Origin of the sequence: Streptomyces sp. TLI_146 (assembly GCF_002846415.1) — a bacterium.
Lineage (GTDB): Bacteria > Actinomycetota > Actinomycetes > Streptomycetales > Streptomycetaceae > Streptomyces.
This window is the reverse complement of record NZ_PJMX01000001.1, coordinates 8,597,946-8,620,303: the sequence shown is the minus strand read 5'-3', so window position 1 is coordinate 8,620,303 and position 22,358 is coordinate 8,597,946. Positions and strand designations below refer to the sequence as shown.

18 protein-coding genes and 2 pseudogenes are annotated in these 22,358 nt (G+C 68.7%); 14 read left to right on the top strand and 6 right to left on the bottom strand.

Going from position 1 to position 22,358, the window contains the following annotated elements; all coding sequences use genetic code 11:
• Window positions 1-322 precede the first annotated feature (322 nt).
• Window positions 323-988, top strand: coding sequence for a hypothetical protein (locus tag BX283_RS38355; RefSeq protein WP_101391965.1), 666 nt, complete (start codon window positions 323-325; stop codon window positions 986-988).
• Between the two features lie 109 nt (window positions 989-1,097).
• Here the strand turns inward: BX283_RS38355 and BX283_RS38350 are convergent, their stop codons facing one another.
• Window positions 1,098-1,550, bottom strand: a complete 453-nt coding sequence (locus BX283_RS38350; protein WP_101391964.1) for an STAS domain-containing protein — start codon at window positions 1,548-1,550, stop codon at window positions 1,098-1,100.
• A gap of 1,070 nt (window positions 1,551-2,620) precedes the next feature.
• Between BX283_RS38350 and BX283_RS38345 the strand changes: the two genes are divergently transcribed.
• The 3 genes from BX283_RS38345 to BX283_RS40945 all read left to right on the top strand — a co-directional run bounded on the left by BX283_RS38345 (window position 2,621) and on the right by BX283_RS40945 (window position 6,566).
• Complete coding sequence (locus BX283_RS38345; RefSeq protein WP_101391963.1) at window positions 2,621-4,660, top strand: M4 family metallopeptidase; 2,040 nt, start codon at window positions 2,621-2,623, stop codon at window positions 4,658-4,660.
• Window positions 4,661-5,447: 787 nt separating this feature from the next.
• Window positions 5,448-5,780: a hypothetical protein gene (locus BX283_RS38340; RefSeq protein WP_101391962.1), complete on the top strand. Its 333-nt coding sequence runs from the start codon at window positions 5,448-5,450 to the stop codon at window positions 5,778-5,780.
• A 477-nt stretch (window positions 5,781-6,257) separates the two neighbouring features.
• On the top strand, window positions 6,258-6,566 hold the full coding sequence (locus tag BX283_RS40945; RefSeq protein ID WP_180357400.1) for an STAS domain-containing protein: 309 nt from the start codon (window positions 6,258-6,260) through the stop codon (window positions 6,564-6,566).
• A gap of 46 nt (window positions 6,567-6,612) precedes the next feature.
• Here BX283_RS40945 and BX283_RS38325 read toward each other — a convergent pair whose 3' ends face one another.
• On the bottom strand, window positions 6,613-7,812 hold the full coding sequence (locus tag BX283_RS38325; protein WP_143676609.1) for an urea ABC transporter substrate-binding protein: 1,200 nt from the start codon (window positions 7,810-7,812) through the stop codon (window positions 6,613-6,615).
• A gap of 33 nt (window positions 7,813-7,845) precedes the next feature.
• Here BX283_RS38325 and BX283_RS38320 point away from each other — a divergent pair, with 33 nt between their 5' ends.
• The 8 genes and pseudogenes from BX283_RS38320 to BX283_RS41965 all read left to right on the top strand — a co-directional run bounded on the left by BX283_RS38320 (window position 7,846) and on the right by BX283_RS41965 (window position 15,236).
• Window positions 7,846-8,694, top strand: a complete 849-nt coding sequence (locus BX283_RS38320) for a DUF4239 domain-containing protein (protein ID WP_180357399.1) — start codon at window positions 7,846-7,848, stop codon at window positions 8,692-8,694.
• A gap of 107 nt (window positions 8,695-8,801) precedes the next feature.
• A complete protein-coding gene (locus BX283_RS41980; protein ID WP_257584189.1) occupies window positions 8,802-9,371 on the top strand; it encodes an FAD-binding oxidoreductase in 570 nt (189 codons plus the stop codon).
• Window positions 9,368-9,847: a hypothetical protein gene (locus BX283_RS41975; RefSeq protein ID WP_257584188.1), complete on the top strand. Its 480-nt coding sequence runs from the start codon at window positions 9,368-9,370 to the stop codon at window positions 9,845-9,847. The genes BX283_RS41980 and BX283_RS41975 overlap by 4 nt, the downstream gene beginning before the upstream one ends.
• Window positions 9,848-9,968: 121 nt before the next feature.
• Window positions 9,969-11,588 carry an oleate hydratase gene (locus BX283_RS38310; RefSeq protein ID WP_257584187.1) on the top strand — a complete coding sequence of 540 codons (1,620 nt, stop codon included), beginning with the start codon at window positions 9,969-9,971 and terminating at the stop codon, window positions 11,586-11,588.
• A gap of 32 nt (window positions 11,589-11,620) precedes the next feature.
• Window positions 11,621-11,826 (top strand): annotated as a pseudogene (locus BX283_RS38305) (hypothetical protein); the annotation flags it as partial.
• 386 nt (window positions 11,827-12,212) lie between these two features.
• The gene (locus tag BX283_RS38300; RefSeq protein ID WP_218976555.1) at window positions 12,213-13,658 is read left to right on the top strand and encodes an MFS transporter; all 1,446 of its coding nucleotides are present in this window, start codon (window positions 12,213-12,215) and stop codon (window positions 13,656-13,658) included.
• 331 nt (window positions 13,659-13,989) lie between these two features.
• Window positions 13,990-14,676, top strand: coding sequence for an MFS transporter (locus BX283_RS41970; protein WP_257584186.1), 687 nt, complete (start codon window positions 13,990-13,992; stop codon window positions 14,674-14,676).
• Window positions 14,646-15,236 carry a hypothetical protein gene (locus BX283_RS41965; RefSeq protein WP_257584185.1) on the top strand — a complete coding sequence of 197 codons (591 nt, stop codon included), beginning with the start codon at window positions 14,646-14,648 and terminating at the stop codon, window positions 15,234-15,236. Before BX283_RS41970 ends, BX283_RS41965 begins: the two co-directional genes overlap by 31 nt.
• Window positions 15,237-15,303: 67 nt before the next feature.
• Here the strand turns inward: BX283_RS41965 and BX283_RS41960 are convergent.
• Together BX283_RS41960 and BX283_RS38285 are read right to left on the bottom strand one after the other, a co-directional pair.
• Window positions 15,304-15,624: pseudogene (locus tag BX283_RS41960) on the bottom strand (IS701 family transposase); the annotation flags it as partial.
• A gap of 320 nt (window positions 15,625-15,944) precedes the next feature.
• Entirely contained in the window at window positions 15,945-16,913 is a 969-nt protein-coding gene (locus BX283_RS38285; protein WP_101391956.1) for a response regulator transcription factor, read from the bottom strand.
• A 330-nt stretch (window positions 16,914-17,243) separates the two neighbouring features.
• On the opposite strand from BX283_RS38285, the gene BX283_RS38280 reads away from it, so the two are divergent.
• Together BX283_RS38280 and BX283_RS38275 are read left to right on the top strand one after the other, a co-directional pair.
• Complete coding sequence (locus BX283_RS38280; RefSeq protein WP_101391955.1) at window positions 17,244-18,065, top strand: hypothetical protein; 822 nt, start codon at window positions 17,244-17,246, stop codon at window positions 18,063-18,065.
• A gap of 356 nt (window positions 18,066-18,421) precedes the next feature.
• Window positions 18,422-18,616 carry a hypothetical protein gene (locus tag BX283_RS38275; protein ID WP_101391954.1) on the top strand — a complete coding sequence of 65 codons (195 nt, stop codon included), beginning with the start codon at window positions 18,422-18,424 and terminating at the stop codon, window positions 18,614-18,616.
• Window positions 18,617-19,236: 620 nt separating this feature from the next.
• Here BX283_RS38275 and BX283_RS38270 read toward each other — a convergent pair.
• Both BX283_RS38270 and BX283_RS38265 read right to left on the bottom strand, forming a co-directional pair.
• Window positions 19,237-21,249, bottom strand: a complete 2,013-nt coding sequence (locus BX283_RS38270) for an FAD-dependent oxidoreductase (RefSeq protein ID WP_101391953.1) — start codon at window positions 21,247-21,249, stop codon at window positions 19,237-19,239.
• 110 nt (window positions 21,250-21,359) lie between these two features.
• Window positions 21,360-22,127 (bottom strand): DUF4239 domain-containing protein, encoded by a 768-nt coding sequence (locus BX283_RS38265; RefSeq protein ID WP_101391952.1) that lies wholly within the window; start codon window positions 22,125-22,127, stop codon window positions 21,360-21,362.
• Between the last annotated feature and the right edge of the window lie 231 nt (window positions 22,128-22,358).

Sequence of the window (22,358 nt, the reverse complement as noted above, 5' to 3'; positions counted from 1 at the left end):
AAGCGTGGTTCGGAAGTTGCTTCGCCCTTCTCACGTTACGCCTTGGCGGAACGCAGTTGGCTTGGCGGGGCAGTGCGTTTCAGTCGAGGAGGTTCACCATGCCGCTGCGATCACCCCCGCCGCAGCGCCGAAGGCGCCCTCGACCCCGTCGGCGAGCCTCAGGACCCCCTGAGCTCCTGCAGCCTGCAGTGCCGCCTCGCCGACCTGGGGTTGGCAGGGAAGCCGGACGGGCCTGAATCGGCCGGGCAGGGCAGACCAGCCAACATCAACCGCCGTGATGTGTACGCGACTTGATGCCACCGAGCGTGGGTAGAGCGAGTGCGTGCTGTCCTTACCCGCGTACACCCGCGCCCTGAGCGACCGGTTCGCCTCCGACGGCTACCTGCCCCTGCCCGGACTGATACCACTCCGCACACTCACCGACCTCGAGGCCGAGGTACGTCGACTGGAGAAGCTGGCCGCGCGCCGGGACTTCAGTATGGCGTGCATGAACGACTCGCCACGCCACATGACCACGCTCGGCGGCCATGTCATCGCCCGCGAGTCCCGCCTCATCCCGCGCCTGTACCGCGACGCCCAGCTCCTCGGCCTGCTCGCCGAGATCACTGACCTGGACGTCGTCCCGGTGCGCGACCGACTCGAACGGCACGTCATCAACGTCCTCCACCAACAGGGCGACACCCACGGCGCCCACACCGACGACTACCCCCTGGCCCTCGTGCTCTTCACCGAGACGCCGAACAACCCCGCCGATGGAGGCCTCCTCGAATACGCTGCCCACAGCACCGGCCTGCACATCCTTGACACCCGGGCCGCCCGACGGGCCCACCACCGACCCGGCGACGGCTACCTGCTGCGCAGCGACACCACGGCGCACCGCGTCACCCCGCTGAGCCGCCCCGACACACGCCGCACCGTGGTCAACTTCGCGTACACCACCCCAGATCGGCAACAGGCCCTGACGCCTTCTGCTTTCCAGCTGTACTGAACCGATCGCCCGTCAGAGCGTCCCTCACAGAGGACGTGGCCTGGTCTGGGGGCCCAGACGGACGGCCATCGACGCAAAGGCGACCTGGCCCAACGGTACCGACAAGCCTTCAGGCAGAGGGCCGGTGCCTGGAGGCTGTGCCAGTCGGCCGTCCCAACACCGGGACTTGGGCGGGTGAGGCCGGGGCAGCCGAGGCCCCCTGCTCCGGGGCAGGGACCCGACATGACGCGGGCAGGTCGTCGAGCAGTGTGAAGGCACGGTCCAACCGAGTGATCCGCAGGATTCTCGCTACGTTCGGTGCCGGCCGCACCAGGGACAGCCGGCCGCCATACGCCTTGATACGGGCTTGCAGCCACACCAGCATCCCCAGTCCACAGGCATCCAGGAAGGTCACCCCACTCAAGTCCACGGCGACACTCGGCCAAGGGCGGTCCAGGAGCTCCTCCAACCTGGGCGAGAGCTGGGTGCGCGCCCAGATGTCCAGTTCCCCGTGGAGTTCGATCACAAGCGCGGCGCCGACCGTGCGCTCGCGCAGGAAAAAGGCGACTTCTTCGACGTTCATGCCAACCCCCGAGTCTCCCCTTGCCGTTCAGGGGGCTACGAGTGCACCGCTTACACCGGTAGGACACCGCTGCAAACCGGCCACCGGGGTCCGGGGTGGCCAGAACAAGCCATGTCCTGGTCATGCCCGGTACTCGGCCTTCCGTATCCTCCCCGCGGTCCTGTCCGCCCTCGGCATAATGTGCCCGCCACCGCCACGGGCGATGCCGGGCGGACCGGTTCCCACCCGCCCCTCCGCGCGTCTGCGCCAACGGCCGTCCCGCACCCGGGACGTGTGAAGAACAGGACTTCCCGGACCGGCCCGGTTCGGATACCTCCGGAACGGCAGCGTGGCCAAGAACACGAAGCGGCCGCCCTGCACGAGCACACGTCCGGGTTGCGCTGGAGTACCACCCCATGTTCCTGCGGGCGTATCAGGTGGCTCACCACCGAGCGATCAAAGCGTATGTCGTCGACATCGACACCGCCGCTGCCGACAACCGGTAGTTCCTCCCCTTCCTGCACGCCGGGCACCCGGTCCGCCTGTGCGTCTCATGTCCGCGTGCCACCCAGCACAAGGCGCGCGGATAAACGCCGCCTCACCTTGTCGGTGGAGCGCATCGGGAGCTACCGGGGTGTGAACGTGTCACCGAACTGCTCCCCGACGACCTGCGCCGCTTCGGAGAAGGCCCCGGAGCCGGCCACAGTTCGCGGACCGCCGCGACCACCCATCCCCTCCCGGCCTCACACCGCTTCTACCCGTGGCCGCGGCTCTCGGCTTCCGGTCGGGGAGAAAACTATAGGTAGCGCTACGGATTGCCGTGATGCAGCGATGCGAAGGATGCTCTGCGCAGTCAGGCGGTGGCGGATCTCCCCAGAGATCGTCGAGTTCAGGCTCGGGCAAGCCCTTGAGGGCATCACATCGGCCAGGAGTCGATACATCCGGTTGATGAGCACGGCCTGACGAGCAGTAAAGGTTTCCAGTGGGCCCATGAACAAGAGGCATTGACAGGTACCTGACAGCACAGCACGGTTTGCTCCGCCCGGCGGGACTCACCCAAGTCCGCCGGCCCCCCTCCCATAAGGAGAAGCGTGAGTTCCACACCCAGCCGTCGCGCCACCGCAGCCGGCACACTGATCGCTGTAGCCGCCATGCTCGCCGTGAGCCTCCAGACGGGTGCCGCCACCGCGTCGGACGGCCCTTCGAGCAGCGCCCCGAAAGCCCAGCAGGGCACCTCGGCGGACCCCGGCAAGCTCCCCGCCGACCTCACCCCCGCCGCCCGTGCCACGCTCATCAAGGCGGCGGACGCCCACAAGGCCGCAACGGCCCGCTCCCTCGGTCTCGGCACCCAGCAGAACCTGGTCGTGAGGGATGTCGTCCAGGACCGCGACGGCACCACCCACACGCGCTACGAGCGCACCTACGCCGGACTGCCCGTCCTCGGCGGCGACCTGATCGTCGAGGAGTCGAAGGCCGGCACGCGCCAGAGCGTCACCAAAGCCTCCCGCGCGGAGCTGAAGAACGTCGACACGAACGCCACCGTCACCCCGGCAGCCGCCGAGCGGCAGGCCCTCGGCCTCGCCCGGGCGGCGGGCTCCGACAAGGCCACTGCCGACCGCGCCCCGCGCAAGGTGGTGTGGATGGCGAAGGGCGCACCGGTCCTGGCGTACGAGAGCGTCGTCGGCGGGCTCCAGGACGACGGCACGCCCAACGAGCTGCATGTCGTCACCGACGCCAGGACCGGCGCGAAGCTGTACCAGTGGCAGGCGGTCGAGAACGGCACCGGCAACACGATGTACAGCGGCCAGGTGGGCCTGGGCACGGCGGGCTCGGCGTCCTCATACACCCTGACCGACACCAACCGGGGCAGCCACAAGACGTACAACCTCAACGGCGGTACGTCCGGCAAGGGGACGCTGTTCAGCAACACCACCGACGTATGGGGCAACGGCACCCCACAGAACAAGGAGACCGCAGGCGCCGACGCCCACTACGGCGCCGCGCTCACCTGGGACTACTACAAGAACGTCCAGGGCCGCACCGGTATCCGCGGCGACGGCGTCGGCGCGTACAGCCGGGTCCACTACGGAAGCGCCTACCAGAACGCGTTCTGGCAGGACGACTGCTTCTGCATGACCTACGGCGACGGCGCGGGCAGCACGAAGCCGCTGACGTCCATCGACATAGCCGCGCACGAGATGACGCACGGCGTCACCTCCAACACCGCCGGCCTGGAGTACAGCGGCGAATCCGGCGGTCTCAACGAGGCCACCTCCGACATCATGGCCGCGGCCGTCGAGTTCTGGGCCAACAACGCTCAGGACAAGGGCGACTACCTGGTCGGCGAGAAGATCGACTACTTCGGCACCGGAAAGCCGCTGCGCTACATGGACAAGCCGAGCAAGGACGGCTCCTCCAAGGACGCCTGGTACTCGGGCATCGGCAACATCGACGTCCACTACTCCTCAGGCCCCGCGAACCACTTCTTCTACCTGCTCTCCGAGGGCAGCGGCGCCAAGACCATCAACGGCGTCGACTACAACTCACCGACCTCCGACGGCCTGCCCGTCACCGGCATCGGCCGGGAGAAGGCCACGCTGATCTGGTACAAGGCACTCACCACCAAGTTCGGCACGACCACCGACTACGCCGATGCCCGCACCGGCACGGTCGCCGTCGCCAAGTCTCTCTACGGGGAGAACAGCCCCGAGGCCGCGGCCGTCGAGGACTCCTGGGCCGCCATCAACGTGGGACCTCGCTCCGGCGGCGACACCCCGCCCACCGGCAAGGTCTTCGAGAACACCACCGACGTCTCCATCCCCGACAACGGCGCCGCGGTGACCTCGACGGTCAACGTCACCGGCATCTCCGGTAACGCCCCGAGCAACCTCTCCGTCGGCGTGGACATCGTCCATACCTGGATCGGTGACCTCGTCGTCGACCTGATCGCACCCGACGGCACGGTATACAACCTCCACAACCGGACCGGCGACAGCGCTGACAACATCAAGCAGACCTACACCGTGAACGCCTCCTCCGAGGTCGCCAACGGTGCCTGGAAACTCCGCGTCCAGGACAAGGCCGAGGACGACACCGGTTACATCAACGCCTTCAAGCTGACCTTCCCGTAGCCCAGCGACGGCGAACCAACACGGCAAGAAGAAGCAAGTGACGTAGCGGATGCCCGCAGGGATCACACCCTGCGGGCATCCGCGCATCTGCGAGGGGGCGCACGACCGGCGTCCCAGGCCCTGCGGGTCGCCGGCGCAGCGGCTGGTCGGCGGTGTGTGTTCGCCGTGTCGATCACCCTTCTGGCGATGGAACTGGTGCGCCCATATCTGCGAGCGCGCGCCGTGCGCGCATCACAAATATGTAAACAGTGTGCAAGTCACGACCCCTTCGGGTGCGTTGGCTGCTCTGGTGGTCGCAGCCTCCCGCGACCACGACAAACAGCCGGCGGGCAGGCCAGCGATTGAGGGGCTTGCGCGAGTGAGCGGGGGGGGAGCGAGACGGCGTGGACAGCCCGGAGTGTGCAGTGGACACCGCGAACGACAACAGTGGCGGTGAGCCGGAGTGAGTATGGCGCTGCACGCACTGCGGTGCTGCGCCCCGGCGAAGCCGACACGGGCCTGCGTGCGCGACACTCGGGCGGAGGGTGGCACTGACGTGGGCGCTGACGGTAGGAGCAGCCCCGGGCATGGGAGTTGAGTACGGCTTGGTAGCGGGGCGGGCGGTAGAGCCGGCGTACGGCCCTGAGTTGACCGAGGGGCCTGTGTGCGACTGCCGTGACATGTGGTGTACGAGTCGTGAGGTGGCTCGGGAGGCGCGTGAGAGTCAGCAGACAGGGGGAGTGAGTGTGGGTTTGGTGTGTCACCTCGGCCACCGGACACGTCCGGGTGCTGGTGCGGAGGTGATCCGATGAGCCTCACAAGGGTGCTGCGGGGTGTTGCCTACCGCCTGTTGCGACACCCGGACAGTTGTCTGACGATGACCGCCCGCTGCATGTCCGGCGACGGCTGCGGCTGGGAGCTCGGCGCGACTACGGACCTTGATGTCGGGGGCGTCGAGATCCTGATGCATACGGCGGAAACGGGTCATGCGATCTTCACGCGCACGCTGGAAGACATCGCGTGCGTGGCGCTCACCCGTACGCAGGAGCGAGCCGACCGAGTCCGGAGCCCCTGGCCGGAGGCGGTCACCAGGCAACGCGAGGACGACGTGGAGGTTGAGCATACGCGGGCGGAGACGTGAAAACCCTGGAGACCGACATCAGAGCCTGGAGCGACAACCGGAACGCCAGCCCATGGCCCTTCACCTGGACCAGGACAGCGGACGAGATCCTCAGCTCCCTCGCCGACCACCTCACGAATCCCTCACCACCCGACACCCAAACTCCCCGGCCGCTTTCACCTCTCTTTTCCGGCGCATCACAGTAGAGCGTGTCTGATGGGTCGTGAGGGCTGGGTGTGTGCCGCCGCACTCCTGCGGCGGCACACCATGGTGCAGGGGCGAGGAGAGCCGCGTCTCGTGCCCCGGCCGGGCCCTCCGGGGCTGGAGGGCGATTCCGGTCCCGTCAAGAGGCGACTCTCCTCACCCTCTGTTCTACGCTGGGGCGTGTGCATCCGGCGCGGGCCGGATGGGCCCTGCACCGTGGCCGGACGGCTCTACCTCAGGGACTGGCCGGCCTTGGTAACACCGGGATGTGCGTCCGTTCCCGGCCTCGATCCTGTGCTGGTCCGCCTGCACGGCGAGTTGGACGTCGAGACCTCACCCTTGCTGCGCTCCGCGCTCGCGCCCCTCCTGCACAGACGCATCGAACTGGACCTGGCCAACGTCACCTTCATCGACTCCTCCGGCGTCAACGTGCTGATGGCGCATAACCGCCACTGCCAGTTGGCCGGTGGGCAGAGCACAGTGATCCCCCCCGGACGCGGCCTAGTGACCCGTGTCGTTGATGCGTCGATTGATACGCATGAGGCGTCCAGGGGGCACGGTCGCCCGAACTGTTCGGCGCCTGACTTTCCGTGCCCCTGGTGAGTACCCGGCCGTGGCTTGCCCGAACGCCACCTGGACGCAGCGCTCCTCAGTCGCCGGGTAGGCGATCCCAACTGCCGCCCCAGCCGTCATAGAGGCCGGTCAGGAGTTCATTCCAGGCCCGTCGCGTACGGTAGGGCGGGTAGGGGACGGGCCGGATGACGACTTCCGACGTCCACACAATGTCGAACTGGCGGTCGGGACGGATACGGCCGATACGCACGGTGCGCCAGAGGTGTTGGTTTTCCTCGTCGACCCAGACCGGACCCTGCGGCGCTTCGTACCGTAGGCCCTTGATCGCCTTGCGTACAGCAGCAGGCGACGCATCACCTGCCTTCTCCACGGCGAGCGCCCACAACCGGACCGAGACATAGGCGTTATGGCACACGTCTTCGGTGACCCGGTCCGCGCCGTACCGGCGACGAAAGCTTTCCACGAACTCCGTGTTCTTCGGACTGCCGATGCTCTGAAAGTATCCCCACACTCCGTAACCGCCGACCCGGTCCTCAGGAGCCGCCTGACTCAAGAGGTCCTCACCGAAGGCGAGCGAGAAAGTGGGCATCTCTTCCGGGTCCACTCCGGCGCGGCTCAGCTCTCGGAAAAAGTCCAGGGTGTTGTGAGCCAGCGTATTGATGATGACATCCGGCCGAGCTTCGACGATCTTCTCTACCATCGAACGGAAATCCGTTTCATGGAAGGCCCGGTACTCCTCGCCGACGAGCTCCCCTCCCTGGTAGTCCAGCTGATCCTTGATGATCGCGGCCGCCGACCTCGGCCAGACATAGTCGGAGCCCACGAAGAAGAACCGGGTTCCCCGGTTGTCCAACAGCCAGTTCACCGCTGGGATCACCTGCTGACTCGGAGCACCGCCCGTGTAGACGACGTAGGGGCAACTCTCCAGGCCCTCATAGGTGGGCGGGTAGAACATAAGATGTTCGTGCCGCTCAAGCACCGGAATGGTCGCCTTGCGGCTACTGGACGTCCAGCAACCCATGATGGCCTGCACCTGCTGCTCGACAATCAGCCGTTCCGCCTCGCGCGCGAACCGCTCCGAGTCCGAAGCCCCGTCGACCACAACAGGTTCGATCTTCCTGCCGAGCACCCCACCCTCTTCGTTTATCTCTTCAATTGCCATCATGGTACTGTCCACGATCGACCGCTCATTCGGCGCCATCGGCCCCGTGAGCGAATGCAGTACGCCGATACGCAAGGGACCCCCGAGCCCCGCCCGTCCCCTCTTGGTGAACATGGAACCATTCTCCACGAAGCACGAGATGGCACGATGCAATCTGAGATTCTCACGTACGGCAGCGGGATCTTCGCCGGTACGGCAGCCATTGTCTGCACGCTCATTCCGCACGCGAAACGTGCGGCCTGGAAGTCGGCTACGCTCCTGATCGGCGGGGCCGTCGTATTGACCGACTCCCTCATTCCGGTGGTTCGCCGCTGCTTCAACGGACAGTTCACCGAGAACGATCAAGCCCTTCTGGGGGGTGGACTGTCACTCGTAGGGACTCTCTTCGCCCTCATCATCGGTTTCGTCGTGGTCGTCGTATGGCAGTCCCTCACCGAAACCGAAGGCACTGTCGCCAGAGAGGCCAACGCCCTCGCCGACCTCGAACGCATGTCCAGGGGCTTCGAAGTTCAAATCCGACGCCAAGTCCAAGGGGCGGTACGAACCTACGCCCGTCTCGTCGTCTCGGACGAATGGCCCGCGATGGCAGCCGGGAGCCACAGCGTCCGGGCGAACGCCGCCCTGGTGGAGCTGTGGACGGTGTACACGACCATGTCGGCCGAACAACGAGGTACGCATCTGTACGCCCAATCCCTCATCCGCCTCAACGAACTCGGTGACGCCCGCCGCACCCGTCTGCTCTCCGCCACCTCGCGCATCCCCGTGGTGATGTGGCTCCTCATCGCCGTCGACGCCATCGGAATCCTCGCCCTGTCTGTCGCCTTCGGTCTCTCGGAGACGTGGCAGATGCGACTGATCATGGCAACCCTCGTCGCTTCGGTAGCCTTCGCCGTCTTCCTCGTCGCCGAACTCGATGGCCCCTTCAGCGGGGATCTCTGCGTGTCAGCGGAGGCATTCGCTTTCGTCACCTCCAACATGCAGGACTTGGAGGACTGATCCGATCGCCCCCGGTGATCTTGAGGCTTTCTCACAGCCAGCGGGCACCCTGTGACGCGAGCCGTTCACGGGAGGGATTGCCCTCCCCATCACTGGTTTGATTCCCCGTGATCACGAACTCGATCGTCCACAAGTACCTGTTCGGCGCGATCGCCGGGGTGCTCGGCGACATGGTCACCCCGGAGGTGGCTGCCGCCTGGGACGAGGTGGGCTGGCTGATGGCCGGCGCCCTGATCGGCCGGGAGGCCCGCCTCTACCGGGACGCCGCCGTCGAGCGCGGCGAGGTGTGGCGGCAGTGGACCGTCATCGAGCGCCGCACCGAGACACCGAACACGGTGCCCTTCCTGCTCACCCCGTCCGACGGCGAACCCGCGCCGCGGGCCCGGGCGGGTCAGTACGTGAGCGTGCGCGTGCGCATGGCTGCCGGGGCGCGCCAGTCGCGGCAGTACAGCCTGTCGTCCGACCCCGGCGAGGACCTGCGGCGCATCACCGTGAAGCTGGTCGCCGGCACAGCCGGCGAGCCGGCCGGCGAGGTCTCCACCCTGCTGCCCGAGCAGGTCCGCGACGGCGACGGACTGACCTTGTCCACGCCCTTCGGCGACGTCTTCCTCGACGCCCCGGACAATGCCACCGACCCGCTCGTGCCCGGTCCGCGGGCATCGGCCGCCCGCCCATGACCGGCATACTGACCCACCTCGCCACCATCGCCTCGCGCCGCCCGGTGCTGGTGCTGGTGCTGCACGCCGACCGCTCCCCCGCCGCGCACGCCCCGCGCACCGAGTCCCGCAAGCTCGTCGGGCAACTGCCCGGCACCCGCGCCGCGTTCTGGTACGGGAGGCCCGGCGCGGAGGACCCCGAAGCCCGCCCCGGCCTGACGGACATCGAGGGGATCGAACTGCCCGAGGACGCCACGGTGTTCCTGTGCGGCCCGCTGCCGTTCCTGCGCGAGGTCCGGGGACAACTGCTACGTGCCGGTGTCCCGGCCCGACGCATCCGCTTCGAGGTCTCCGGGCCCGACCTGTGGCTGCCCGGCGCGGAGGTCGTCGACCAGTTCCAGGACCGGCTGCGCCGGCAGACCGACAAGGCCGCCCGCTTCGGGGACCATCACGCCACGGCGGCCCCGCCGTGGCGCGCAGGCCCGCACTCGGCGTGAAGCCCCGATGAGCCGCCCTGGTCGATGACGGCCCACCCACCGGGGCGGCCCGCTTCCGGGGCCGTCCGGACCAGGCCGGTGACGAACGGCCCACTGACGGCGCCCACCCGAGCGGGAAACCGTGGGGTGCGCGGTTCCCGATCGACAGACGAGAAAGAGGAGTTGTGTGATGGCGAAGGCGTATCTGGTAGGCAGCGGTATAGCGGCCCTGGCCGCGGCCACGTTCCTGATCCGCGACGGCGGTTTCGAGGGAGCGGACATCCATCTCTTCGAGGAACAGCGGAACATCGGCGGCAGCCTGGACGCGGGCGGTACCGCGGACGCCGGCTACACCATGCGGGGCGGGCGGATGTTCGAGGCCGAGTTCCGCTGCACGTACGACCTGCTGTCCGGCATCCCCACCCTCGACGACCCTGCGGTGTCGGTGACGCAGGAGATCCTGGCCGGACACGAGGACTTCGCCTGGGACGACATCGCACGCCTCGTCGACGCAGAAGGGAAGATCGTCGACACCTCTTCCTCGGTGGGGTTCTCCGAGCGCGACCGGCTGGAGCTGGTTCGGTGTCTGGCGACTCCCGAGAGGCACCTGGACGGCAAACGGATCACGGACTGCTTCGGCGAGCACTTCTTCACCACGGACTTCTGGTTCACGTGGTGCACCACGTTCGCGTTCCAGCCCTGGCACAGCGCCATCGAGTTCCATCGCTACCTCAGGCGCTTCATCCATCTCTTCCCGAAGTTCACCTCCATGTCCGGCATCTACCGGACTCGCTACAACCAGTACGACTCCATCGTGCGACCCCTGACGGCCTGGCTGCGCGAACACGGTGTCACCGTCCACACCGGATGCCGCGTCACGGACCTGGGGTTCACGCCGGGGATCGAGAACACCACGGTCGACACCATCCACATCACCCAAGGCGGCCACAAGGAGAAGATCGCCGTTTCGCCCGAGGACCTGGTTCTGGTCACCAACGGTTCCATGACCGACGCGTCCAGCCTCGGCACGCACACCTCACCGCCACCCCCGACTCCCCACCGTTCGGACGCGTGGCTGCTCTGGCACCGGCTGGTCCGGGGACGCGAGGACTTCGGCAATCCGGGAGCCTTCGACAAGCATGTGGAGGAGTCCCGCTGGGAGTCGTTCACGGTCACCGCCAAGGATCCCGTCTTCCTCGACGCGCTGGCCGAGTTGAGCGGCCGGCAGACCGGCAGGGGCGGCCTGATGACGTTCACCGACTCCAATTGGCTGCTCACTATCGTGGCCAACCGCCAGCCCGTCTACCGCGACCAGCCCGAGGGCGTCTCGGTCTGGTGGGGCTACGGCCTGTTCCCCGGCCGCGCGGGCAACGCGACGCCCAAGCCGATGACGATGTGCTCCGGCCGGGAGATCCTCGAAGAAGTCCTGCACCACCTGCGCTTCGACGAGCCGACGGCGACCCGCGTCCTGGAGACCTCCACCGTGGTGCCGTGCCTGATGCCGTACATCACCAGCCAGTTCCTCGCCCGCCGCGGCGACGACCGGCCCAAGGTCGTGCCCGAGGGGTCGGTCAACCTCGCCTTCATCGGACAGTTCGCCGAGGTGCCCGACGACGTCGTCTTCACCGTCGAGTACTCGGTGCGAACCGCCTGGACAGCGGTGTCCCAACTCCTCCGGCTCGACACACACCCGCCCGCGGTCTACCGGGGCCACCACGACCCCCGCGTCCTGGCCGCCGCCTTCGAGACCCTGCACCGCTGACAAGGAGCCCACCCCGCCGGGGCAGGCGTTTGACGACCCGGTACATCGACGCCGCCGTCCCCCAGCTCCAGGCCGAGGGCCACGGGATCCGCGAGGAGGCCACCGCCCGGCTCTCCCCGCTCAAGCACCGCGACCTGAACCGCTCGGCCGCTGCGGTTTCACCGCGTCCGCCTCGCCGGCCCACGCCCTGCGTCCGCTGCACGACCCGGACGCAGCCGAGCTCGACGAGGGTGAGGGCCCGGTGAGGGCCGTCGGCCAACGAGCACCAGCGCGCGATGAGGCACCGGTGAGCAGCGACCCCGTCGGCAGTGGGTGATTTATTGCGTTGCGGGGAGGACCGGGAACGTTTTAGCCTCGTGTGGTTCCGTCGGTGCCCGTTCCGGGGCCCGGCGCTGTGTTTCGAGGTGATGACGTATCTCCCAGGCCAAGTAAGTAGCCGCTCGTTCTGAGGCTCTTTCCGGTTGTCCGCGATGGCGGGCTTCCGACGTATGCCTCAGCGGCGGTGCTCCCTGATGGCCTGGGCTCGTTGCACCCTGCTTCCCCCTGTCTCGCTGTACGCGTGCCGGGGCATGCCCAGGCCTGCCCCGTCCCTCTTCCTTCTGTACGCGAACAGGAATTCCCCTCGTGTCAACCGACACCCATACCCACGGTCGTCCACGCCCCACAGAGGTCGGCCGTGCCGCCACGATCATCCTGGTCGTGGTGCTGACCGCCGAGCTGATGAACGCGCTCGACGGTTCGATCGTCCACACCGCACTGCCGTCCATCCAGGCGGACACCGGCGCGTCCAGCGCCGCGGTGCAGTGGATCCCCGCCGCCTACACCCTCACCTTCGCTCTCGCCCTGATCACGGGCGGGCGCCTGGGTGACCTCTTCGGGCGCAAGCGGGTCTTCATCGCCGGCACAGTGCTGTTCACGCTGGCCTCGCTGCTGTGCGGGATCGCGACCGGCCCGGAGTTCCTGGTGGCCGCGCGGGCCCTCCAGGGCGCCGGGGCCGCGGCGATGGTGCCGCAGGTCATGGCCACCATCGCGGTCACCTTCCAGGGCGAGTCGCAGGCCAAGGCGTTCGGCATGTACGGCATGATCATGTCGCTCGGCGGCGTCCTCGGGCCCGTCCTGGGCGCCGTCCTGACCTCCGCCGACATCGCCGGTCTCGGCTGGCGGGCGATCTTCCTGATCAACCTGCCCATCGGCGTGGCCACCGTGCTCTTCGCCCTCCGGTTCATTCCCGAGTCCCGCGAGCAGCAGGCCAGGCGTCTGGACCCGCTGGGCATGCTGCTCTCCGGCGGGGGGCTGCTCCTTCTCGCGTACCCGCTCACCGTGGGCGGCGAGAAGCACTGGCCGACGTGGAGCTTCCTCATGCTCGTCGCGGGTGCCCTGACGCTGGCGTCATTCGTGGCCCAGCAACGGGCGAAGACCCACAAGGACGGCTCCGCCCTGGTCGCGCTGTCGCTCTTCGAGAGCAAGGCGTTCGCCGGCGGGCTCGCCGCCCAGCTGGTCTTCGGCCTGGTCTCCGGCGTGTTCCTGCTGACGTGGGTGCTGTTCATGCAGTCCGGCCTCGGCCTCTCGCCCGGGCAGTTCGCTCCGGCGTCCGTCGCCATCTCCGTCGGCGGCATGGCCGGCGCGATGCTCGCCTCCAAGTGGGCGGGCCGCCACATGCGGCGCGTGCCGCAGGCCGGGGCGGTGCTCATCGCCGCGACTCTGGTCGCCTACCAGCTGCTCGTCTCCACCCAGCAGACCGGGATGCCGTTCTTGGCCGCCGTCGCCCCGATGATCTTCGTCGGGGCCGGATTCGGCATGGTCGGCGCAGGTCTCGCCGGTCTCACCCTCAGCCAGGTCGGCCACGAGGACGCCGGATCCGCGGCGGGACTGTTCAACACCGCCATGCAGCTCGGAACCGCACTCGGTATCGCGACGGCCTCCGTGGTCTTCTTCAACCACGCCCCCGCGGGCAGCCACGGCACCACCGTGACCGAGGCGTTCGCGGGCAGCATCTGGTACGTCATCGCCGCTCTCGCGGTGATGTGGGCGCTGATGTTCCAGCTGCCCAAGCCGGTCAAGGCCGCCTGAACCGCCGTCGGCGGCCCTGACCGTACCGGGCGGGGCCGCCGCACCCCCGGGCCTGAGTGCGTACTCCGGCCCGACTCCTCCGCTGTTCCCTTCCCCTCGGGCGGACGTGTTCCGCCGGTCGTCGATTTGAGGTGATGACGTATCTCCCAGGCCCGATAGCCGTCCCCTGTCCGGCACGGACAGCACCCTCGCGGTGCCGTACCGAGTGCCGGCGACGGCGCCCCCTTTCGTCGGCCTGGGCCCACTCCTGCTCTTCCTGTGCGCAGTCGGCGTACGCGGCCCCGGCCTGCCCGTATCCCCGACACTCACCGGAAGCAGGAGATCTCCTCCTATGTCCCACGCCACCGACCGGACCACCACCAGCCCGCCGCGCGCCGGATCCTCGGCCCCCGGCCGTGCCCGGTCCGTCACCCTCGCCGTCGTCCTGACCGCGGAGCTGATGAACGCGCTCGACGGCTCCGTCGTCTACACCGCCCTGCCCTCCATCGCCGCCGACACCGGCGCCACCGCCGCGGCCCTTCAGTGGATCGACGCCGCCTACGTCCTGACCTTCGCGCTCGGTTTGATCACCGGCGGCCGGCTCGGCGACCGCTACGGCCGCAGGCGGATCTTCTTGGCCGGCACTGCCTTCTTCACGCTGTCATCGCTTCTGTGTGGAATCGCGAGCGGTCCTGACCTGCTGATCGCCGCCCGCGTGCTCCAGGGCGCGGCGGCCGCGGTGATGGTGCCGCAGGTCCTCGCGACCCTGCACATCACCTACGACGAGGGCTCCCGGGCGAAGGCGTTCGGCCTGTACGGGACCGTCATGTCGCTCGGCAGCGTCATCGGCCCGGTCCTTGGCGGGGTCCTGAACCAGGCTGACCTGTTCGGCCTGGGCTGGCGGCCCATCTTCCTGATCAACCTGCCCATCGGCATCGCCGCCGTCATCCTCGGCCGGCACTTCCTTCCCGAGTCCCACAACCGCACCACGCGCCTGGACCGCTCGGCATGTTCCTGTCCGCGCTCGGCCTGCTGCTGATCACGCTCCCGCTCACGATGGGCGGCGAACGCGACTGGCCCATCTGGATGTTCGCGACGATGGCCGTCGGCCTGCTTGTCCTGACGGTGTTCCTGGTCCAGCAGAAGAGCAAGATGCGCAAGGACGGCTCTCCCCTGGTCGTGCTCTCCCTCTTCACCGGCCGCGCCTTCAGTGCCGGGCTCGCCACGCAGCTGGCCTTCGGGCTGCTGTCCGGCATCTTCTTCCTTTCCTGGGTCATGTTCATGCAGAACGGCCTCGGCCTCACCCCGGGCCAGGCCGCCGTCGGCTTCGTTGCCGCCTCGCTCGCCGATCTGACCCTGGGCAGGGTCGCCCACCGCCACGCGGGATCGGCCTCCGGCCTCTTCAACACCGCCACCCAACTGGGCGTCGCGCTGGGCACGGCCCTGACCACCGTCGTCTTCTTCACCCACATCAGCGCCGATACCCGCGGGCCCGCTGTGAGCACCGCCTTCGCGGACAACCTCTGGTACGTCGTCGGCACACTCATCACGATGTGGGCGCTGATGCTCCTGCTCCCCAAGCGGACCCAAACCGACTGATGGGCGACGGGCGACGGTGCCTCCGTGCCGTCGCCCCACTCGCCGCCGACGAGAAGAGGCCGACCAGGGCGGGCCGGTCGCGGCGTTCGGTTGCCGCGGTGACTACGAGGAAGGCGTGGGCAAGTATTGCGACCGTGACCCAGCGATGCCGGGAGGTCCAGAGGCGAACCTGGTGTTCGTCCAGGCCCGTCAGACCCTTGCCGGCCTGGAACGTCTCCTCGATCGTCCAGCGCTGTCCGGCCACCCGCACCAGTTCGGACAGTGCCACCGCCAGGGGCGAGAGGCAGCGGTAGAAGGCGAGTTCGCCGACACGACGGTTGCGGCGGACCAGCAGGCACCAGCTGCCGGACCGACCGGCGGGGTCGTGGATGTCGACCTGCGCCCAGTCGCAGAGGAGGCGAGGACGTTGCCCTGGCCAGCCGCCGTCATCTGAGTCTCGTAGCCTGGTAGCGGCGGCAATTGCGGCAGGTGAGCAACTGACCGATTGCTGAGCGGACTGATCAGCACCGGCGGCGGCCGGGGCCCACCGCGCAGAAGCACGGTGGCTGAACGGACCTCGTACGCAGTCGACCGCTCGGCATTCGTCGCCCGGGCGGCTGACGGCATGGCCATGCTCGTCGGAACGGCGGGCGAGGCGCGCCGTCACACGCGCGGTCTTCGCGTCTGTTCCCTCACCGATGTCGACGGCCGGACGGTGCGCCTGTCGGGTCAGATCCAGCGCCGCTCACGGGCCGCCAGGGCAGCCTGGAAACGGTTGGCTGCGTCCAGACGGCGCAGCAAAGAAGCAACGTGGCCACGGTATGTACGCAAGGACATGCCCAGTTCCCGGGCCCCCGCCTCGTCCTTGTCGACTCGCGCCATGACCTCGAGGACGTGACGTTCGGCGCTGGTGGGCAGTTCGTCCGGGACCGCATGAGCCTGCGACCAGCGGTACTCGAACAGGCTCAGAAGGTGGGCCAGCAGTCCGGGCTGGCGGATTATCAGGGCGCCGCAGGTGATGTCGTCCGGGTCGGTCGCCACCAGGGCGGTGCGCCGGTCGAAGATCACCATCCGCTCCAACCGGCCGGTCGCGCCGCGCACCTGGGCACCCTGCTGCGCGAGCTCCGATGCGAAACGGTCGACCTGCCGGTGGCCGAGCGCATCGGCGTGCACGATGGTCCGCATCGCCAGGCCGCGCCGCAGGTACTTCAGGTCCGAGGTCCTGACCGCGTCCAGGGCGGCGGTGAGGATCGGCCCGGGATGCGTGGTGAGCCGCTCCTCGCGGGCGAAGAAGGACAGCTCGTCGACACACGCGATCACCTGGTCCAAGCCCTCGACCTGCTGCAGTTCGCTCACTGCTGCACGTTGCCCCGCCATCTGGTCCTCGGCCAGGGAGTCGATGAGGTGGCGCGACGAGGCGACCTGCCGGATCTCCCCCTGCAACCCCTGTATCCGCAGTCGCGCCAGCCGGTCGACCGCGGTCGCGGGGTCGACGCCGCTCAAGGCACTCCAGTCGGCGTCCGCCCGTACCACGCCCAGGTCCAGCAGCCGGGCGACGGTGGCCTGGGCATCGTCCTGGCCCGTTCCGCACGCGTGAGCGATCGACAGGAGTCCGATGCCGGGCGAGCGCAGGAGCAGCCGGTAGACCGCTTCTTCTTGTGCGCTCAGGCCGAGCACCGCCAGGGCGTTGCCTTCCATCGGGCCCCCTTGGTGCGGCGTGGACGTGGTGCGGCGGGCCGGATCGGGCGGGCCGTCGGGAAGAGATCCTTCACCAGGGCGGCCAGTGGCCCCAGGGCCCTACGCCCCTATTGGTCAGGACCAATGGCCCAAGGGGGCTGCAGGAGCCTGCAGGCTCCTCCTGCAGGAAGTTCCACGGATTGACGTCGATTTCGGCCCTGCGTGGATGGATAAGTTTGACGGGCCTTCAGAAACGGAGGCGACGAAGTCCATCAACAGGCCGCTGTCAGAAAGTGATTTTCCGTGCACCACGCGTTTCGTCGGACGACCTCAGGTCTCACCACTCTCGGTATGGCCGCGGGGGCCTCATTCCTCTCGCTCGGCACCGCGCACGCCGAGATCGCGCCCGGATGCGGCCTTGCCGGATTCTCCTATTCCACCGACGGTGGCCGCACTTGGAGCGTCGAGCCCCGCTTGGACAGACCGTACGGGGTCATCGAGGTAGAGGCCGATCTGCACGCGGAGTCCGAGGCCAATTGTTCCTACCAGGTCACGCTTGCCTCATACGGCACGGAGGGCCCGACCTGGCCCACCTCGGGGCACCAGACCTTCCTCGGGTCGGCGACCGTCACGGTCGACCGGAAGCATCCCAGGGCGACCCTCGACGTGTCGGCTCACATGCCGAAGTGCTACGGCCAGATCGACCTGTACGTCGGAGGCGAGAAGTACGACGGGGTCGTCAATCCGCTCCCGCACTACCCGTTCAGCCCCATCAAGGATGATCTCCTCACCGCCTGGAACGGCGGTCGCCCGTGTGAGCCGGATCCGACCACTCCTCCCGTACCGACTCCCACAGCCGACCCCACTGACACCCCCACCAGCGATCCGACCCCCACTGGCACGGCCGCTCCGGACCCCGGCCCGTCGACCAGCCCCGCACCCTCCAGCACGGCCACCGGCAAGCCGTCGGCGACACCGGGCCACCGGGAGTCCTCGCAGGCACCGTCACCATCCGTATCCGTCGCCGCCGCCCCGGCCAGTCCGGGCGGGAACCTGGCCCACACCGGCAGCAACGGCGGCCGGATGCTCGTCTACGGCATCGGCGCAGCGACCCTGCTCGCCGTCGGCGCGGGCACGCTGGCTGCCGCACGCCGCCGGGCCACCCACCGCTGACACCTCTTCGGCGGCAGCCACGCTCGCTCAACCGCAGACAACGTCGGCTGGTGGCCGCGTGGAGATCGAGCCGATGGTCGGCGGCCGCGGTGCGGCTCCCGACCCGGTTCCACCGGCTCGTCGAGGAATCGGAGGCCCCGGCATCGCGGCGCCGAGGCGGCCGCGATCGCATGGCGCTGGGCGCGGCGGCCGGCCGGCCCGAGCAGCGCGGGCCTGCCCGCAGTCGAGCAGGATCCGGTCGTCGCACCGGCGCCGCCGCACTGCTGGGGCGCGTTTCAGCCGGGCAACTTGCTCGGGCCTCGTCTCCGCCTGAGATGATCAATGGGGTCGCGTGAACGAACGCAGAGGCGGGGAACATGATCGGTTCGGTGCTGCTCGGTGTCCTGGTGCTCGCCGTAGGCGGGTGCGCATGTGTGGTGTGGGCGGGGCGCGGAGGGTCTCGCTGGGTCCGTGCTGTGGCGACCGTGACGCTCGTCGCGGGCGAGCTGGTGCGCCGCTCCGAGAGGAAACGGCGCCGGGGTGTGAAGTCGACTGCCGGCGGGGACGACTAGCCAGGCCCGCGACCTGACCGCCGACGTCCACCGGCGTCCGTGTGTCGAAGCCGACGGCGGCAAGACCCGCCGGGCCGGTCTCGGCCGACGGAGCACCGAGACGGGCCGGGCGCAGAAATGAATGAGGGATGCGACGGCAGCCTTGCGGCGCCGGCCACGGCGATACCGGTACTTCAGCCGGGCAGGTAGACGAGGCGGTCCTGCGCCAGCTTGATGACCTGCTCGTACGAGCGCGGCTCCCAGATCTCCATCCGGTGCCACCGCCGGAACGTCGGCACCGGGACAGGAGTCAGCGGCGTAGCGGTCGTTCTCCATGTGCTTGTCGGCGCTGAGGTCCGCGTTGCGGCCCCGCGTGCGGGCGGCCTCGACGGCGACGAGGCGACTGGGACACTGGCCGGACTGACCACCACCAGCCGGTGGTCCGCCCCTTCCCGGTACGAAGCCGACACCGCGAGTTCCGTCCCCCGCCCCGGCCTGCCCCCGCCGCCTCTGGGCGGAAGGCGCGCCGTCCGGACGGATCGGCGTGCCGCTGAGGCCTGGCCGCGCCGCGAATCCGACAGGGTCGGCCGGGCTGGGTCAGCCCATGGCCGACTGGCTCAGCTCAGCCAGTTCAGCTGAGCTCAGGGAGCGTTGTGGACCTCCAGTGCGGCGCGGACACCTGATTCCACCGCTCCTTCGATCCAGGCGGGTTTGAGGGAGGTGTGGTCACCGGCGAAGTGCAGGGGGCCTTCGGGGGCGACGATGTCGTGGAACAGCTCTGTGTGCTGACCGGGCAGCAGCACTGAGGCCTCGCCGTAGGCGTAGGGGTCGCGCGCCCAGCTCTGGGTGCGTCCGGCGCCGGTGTAGAAGACCTCGATGCGCTGGCCGTAGATCTCCTGCAGTCCGGCCAGGGCGTGGGGGTAGCGGGCGTCGTCGTCGAAGGCGTCCCAACGCATGGCGTCGTCGGCCCAGGTGTAGGAGGCGAGTACGACACCACCTGGGCTGCCGGGCACGGGGTGGGAGGGGTTGAAGGTGAAGCGGTTGGGGTTGTCGCTCACCGACCCTCCCCCGAGGCTGGCCACCGCGGCCGGCTGATCCCGGGTCGTGGAGCGGTATCCGGCGTAGTAGGCGCGCTGGCTGTCGGACAGTCGCTCGCCGGTGACGGAGCCGTGCCGCCCGAGCAGGCTGCCGTCGTCGGGTGCACGCCCCTTGCGGTAGGAGTCGTAGAGGCCGGGCGCGATGGTGTCGAGTTCCCTTTTCCAGTCGGTTTCGCTCAACTCCCACCAGCGTCTGCTGAATTCGAGGACCACTTTGGTGGCGCTGTCGTAGTGGAGTTCGGTGACCGCCCGGCGTTTGCCGTACGACATGAGCGGGGTGACCTGGATATGGCGCAGCCCGGAGAAAGGCACGGTGATGACGGCGAGGTCCGCGGTGAACTGCTCCCGTACCGGTGTTCCTCCGCGCCCCTCGGAGACTGTGTCGACCCACACGTGCGGCCCGTTGGCGCTGACGTGGGAGGTGTCGGTGTGGGGGCGGTCGGGGTCCCAGTACTCGATCCGAGTGACGCGCCGGTCGAAGCGGATGCACGGCCCAACCTCCTTCAGCAGGGCGTCGGGCAACGCGGCGGTGCCTCCACTCAGTTCCCAGAACGTGGTCTGCGGGCTGATGAGCGCCGCGTCGAGGAAGCTGTGCAGGAAGGACAGCGGAAGGCGGGAGGTGATGTTTTCCAGGCAGCCGATCAGGTCGATGGTGGCCTCGTCGAACCTGGCGACCTCGCTCAGGAAACGGCGCATCGAGTAGTCACCGAAGCGCTCGATGACACGTGCCCAGCCAGCGACCATCTCGCCGGGCTGCTTGCCCGTACGGTGCCCGTCGGTGCCCACAGTGCTGAACTCGTCCCGTACCGGGTCGAGGGCATCGCTGAGGATCTGGCCGGCGGGAACGTCCCAGAGCTGCCGAGGAACGCCGAAGGAACGATTCACCCGCCGCGGGTCGCGCGCATAGTCGGACCGGCGCACGCGCAGTCCGTTGACGTGGATCCAGGTCTGCTGGGCCGGTGTCCCGTCCGCGTGCTCGTCGACCAGGCGGAACTTCTGCCGCGGTACTCCCAGGTGGTCGATGAGCGCCATCACCAGGGGGTGGCTCTGGGGAATCCGCATGGCTCCGGCCTCCGCGTACTGCCGGGGATCGGCGAACGGCTGGGCGGCCCGCTCGTGCCCGCCTGTCCGGAAGGTCTTGATCCTTCCGCCCGCCCGATTGCCGTTGGCCTCAAGGAGGGTGACCGCGTGTCCGGCGCGTCGCAGCAGCATGGCAGCCACCAGACCCGCCGGACCGGCCCCCACCACCAGGACCTTCTTCGGGGCGGTTGCCGAGCGGGGAAGGCCGCCACCCACCAGCACCTGGCGATAGGACGGGACCAGATCCTGGTCCTCAGATCCGCGCAGCAGGAGCGCTCGCGCCAATTCGAGGCATCGGCGAGAGAGGGCCCCGCCGCCCGCGGGAGCCCCGACGGTTTCCTCGACCGCGGAAGGGGAAGCGTCCGCGGGAGCGGCCGTAGCCACGAGGGCAGTCGCGCTCGCCGCGGTGGTGACGGTGAAACGGCGTCGGGACAGGGAGTTGGGCCGGGTGGCCCCGGAGGAGTCAGGCGATTGCATAACCTCACCATGCAGTCACACACCTTGCTCATCGCACCGGCCACGCTCACCCTCGTCCCCACCTTTAGCCCATATGGCCCCACGCCCACCGGACTCCGGCCCCGGTGCTGCTAGGTGGACGCATCCATCTGGTCGAACCGGGCGAGTGTCTGGCGGTAGGCATCCGGCTCGATCCCCAGGGGCGGGGAGAAGGAATGCTGGAGACTGGAGACCAAATAGACCCCGAACCCCAAGACGGTTCCCAACAAGAACATCACCAGCATGTGCCGCGGCCCGGCGTTGATACCGACCAACGCCGGGTACAGCAAAACCAGCAAGGCCGTGGCGATCAATGCGTAGAAAATGGGATCCGGCACGCTCCACCGCATGTCGCTGGAGCGCTGGTTGCGTGCGGTGGTCACCGCGGCCAGGGCGGTGGTGAGCGTCTCCTTGGCCGTCTTGACCTCCTCGCTCGTTTCCGGCAGGCGTGCGGCCGCCAGCCTCGTGCGGTCGAGCATGCGCGAGGCGCTCGGGCTCATCTCCTGACGCCGCATGAGAGCCCACTCGGGCCCTGCCACCTCCGGGACGTAAGCCCTCATCTGCTCACGGACCGCCATTCCTTGTGCGACCGGGAGCGCGCCGGCAGCGGCATAGGCGGACTCCAGGCCGCGGGCCTCCTGGTAAGTGTGATCGCTTGCCGCATTGCGTTGCTGCCAGGAGCTGGCCACCAAGAACGCCGCCACCAGGACGAACAGCGCCAGTGTCGCGCTCCCCACGAACGCCAGCGCCGGGGCCTCCAGATGGGCCTTCTTCGACGCTTCGCTACGCGACAGCGCCCACGTCAGACCGAACGCCGCCGTCGCGCCCACCAGCGCGTACACGATTCCCACACCGAACATGTCAGTCCCTCTCCCCCGGGGGGTTCGATCTGCGCGATACGGAGGTGATGGCAGCCAGGAGGGCTGGGAAGGCCACGACCATCAACGAGATGAACGCCCAGTCCATCCCCTCTTCAAGCGGGTCGCCAGGTGGATGGCCCCTGCGGCCGGACAGCGCAGCCCCCGGGGGAAGCGGCGCCGCCGTCGGCACAACGGGCACAGGCCGCCCCGGCGTCGGACCGAACGGACCCG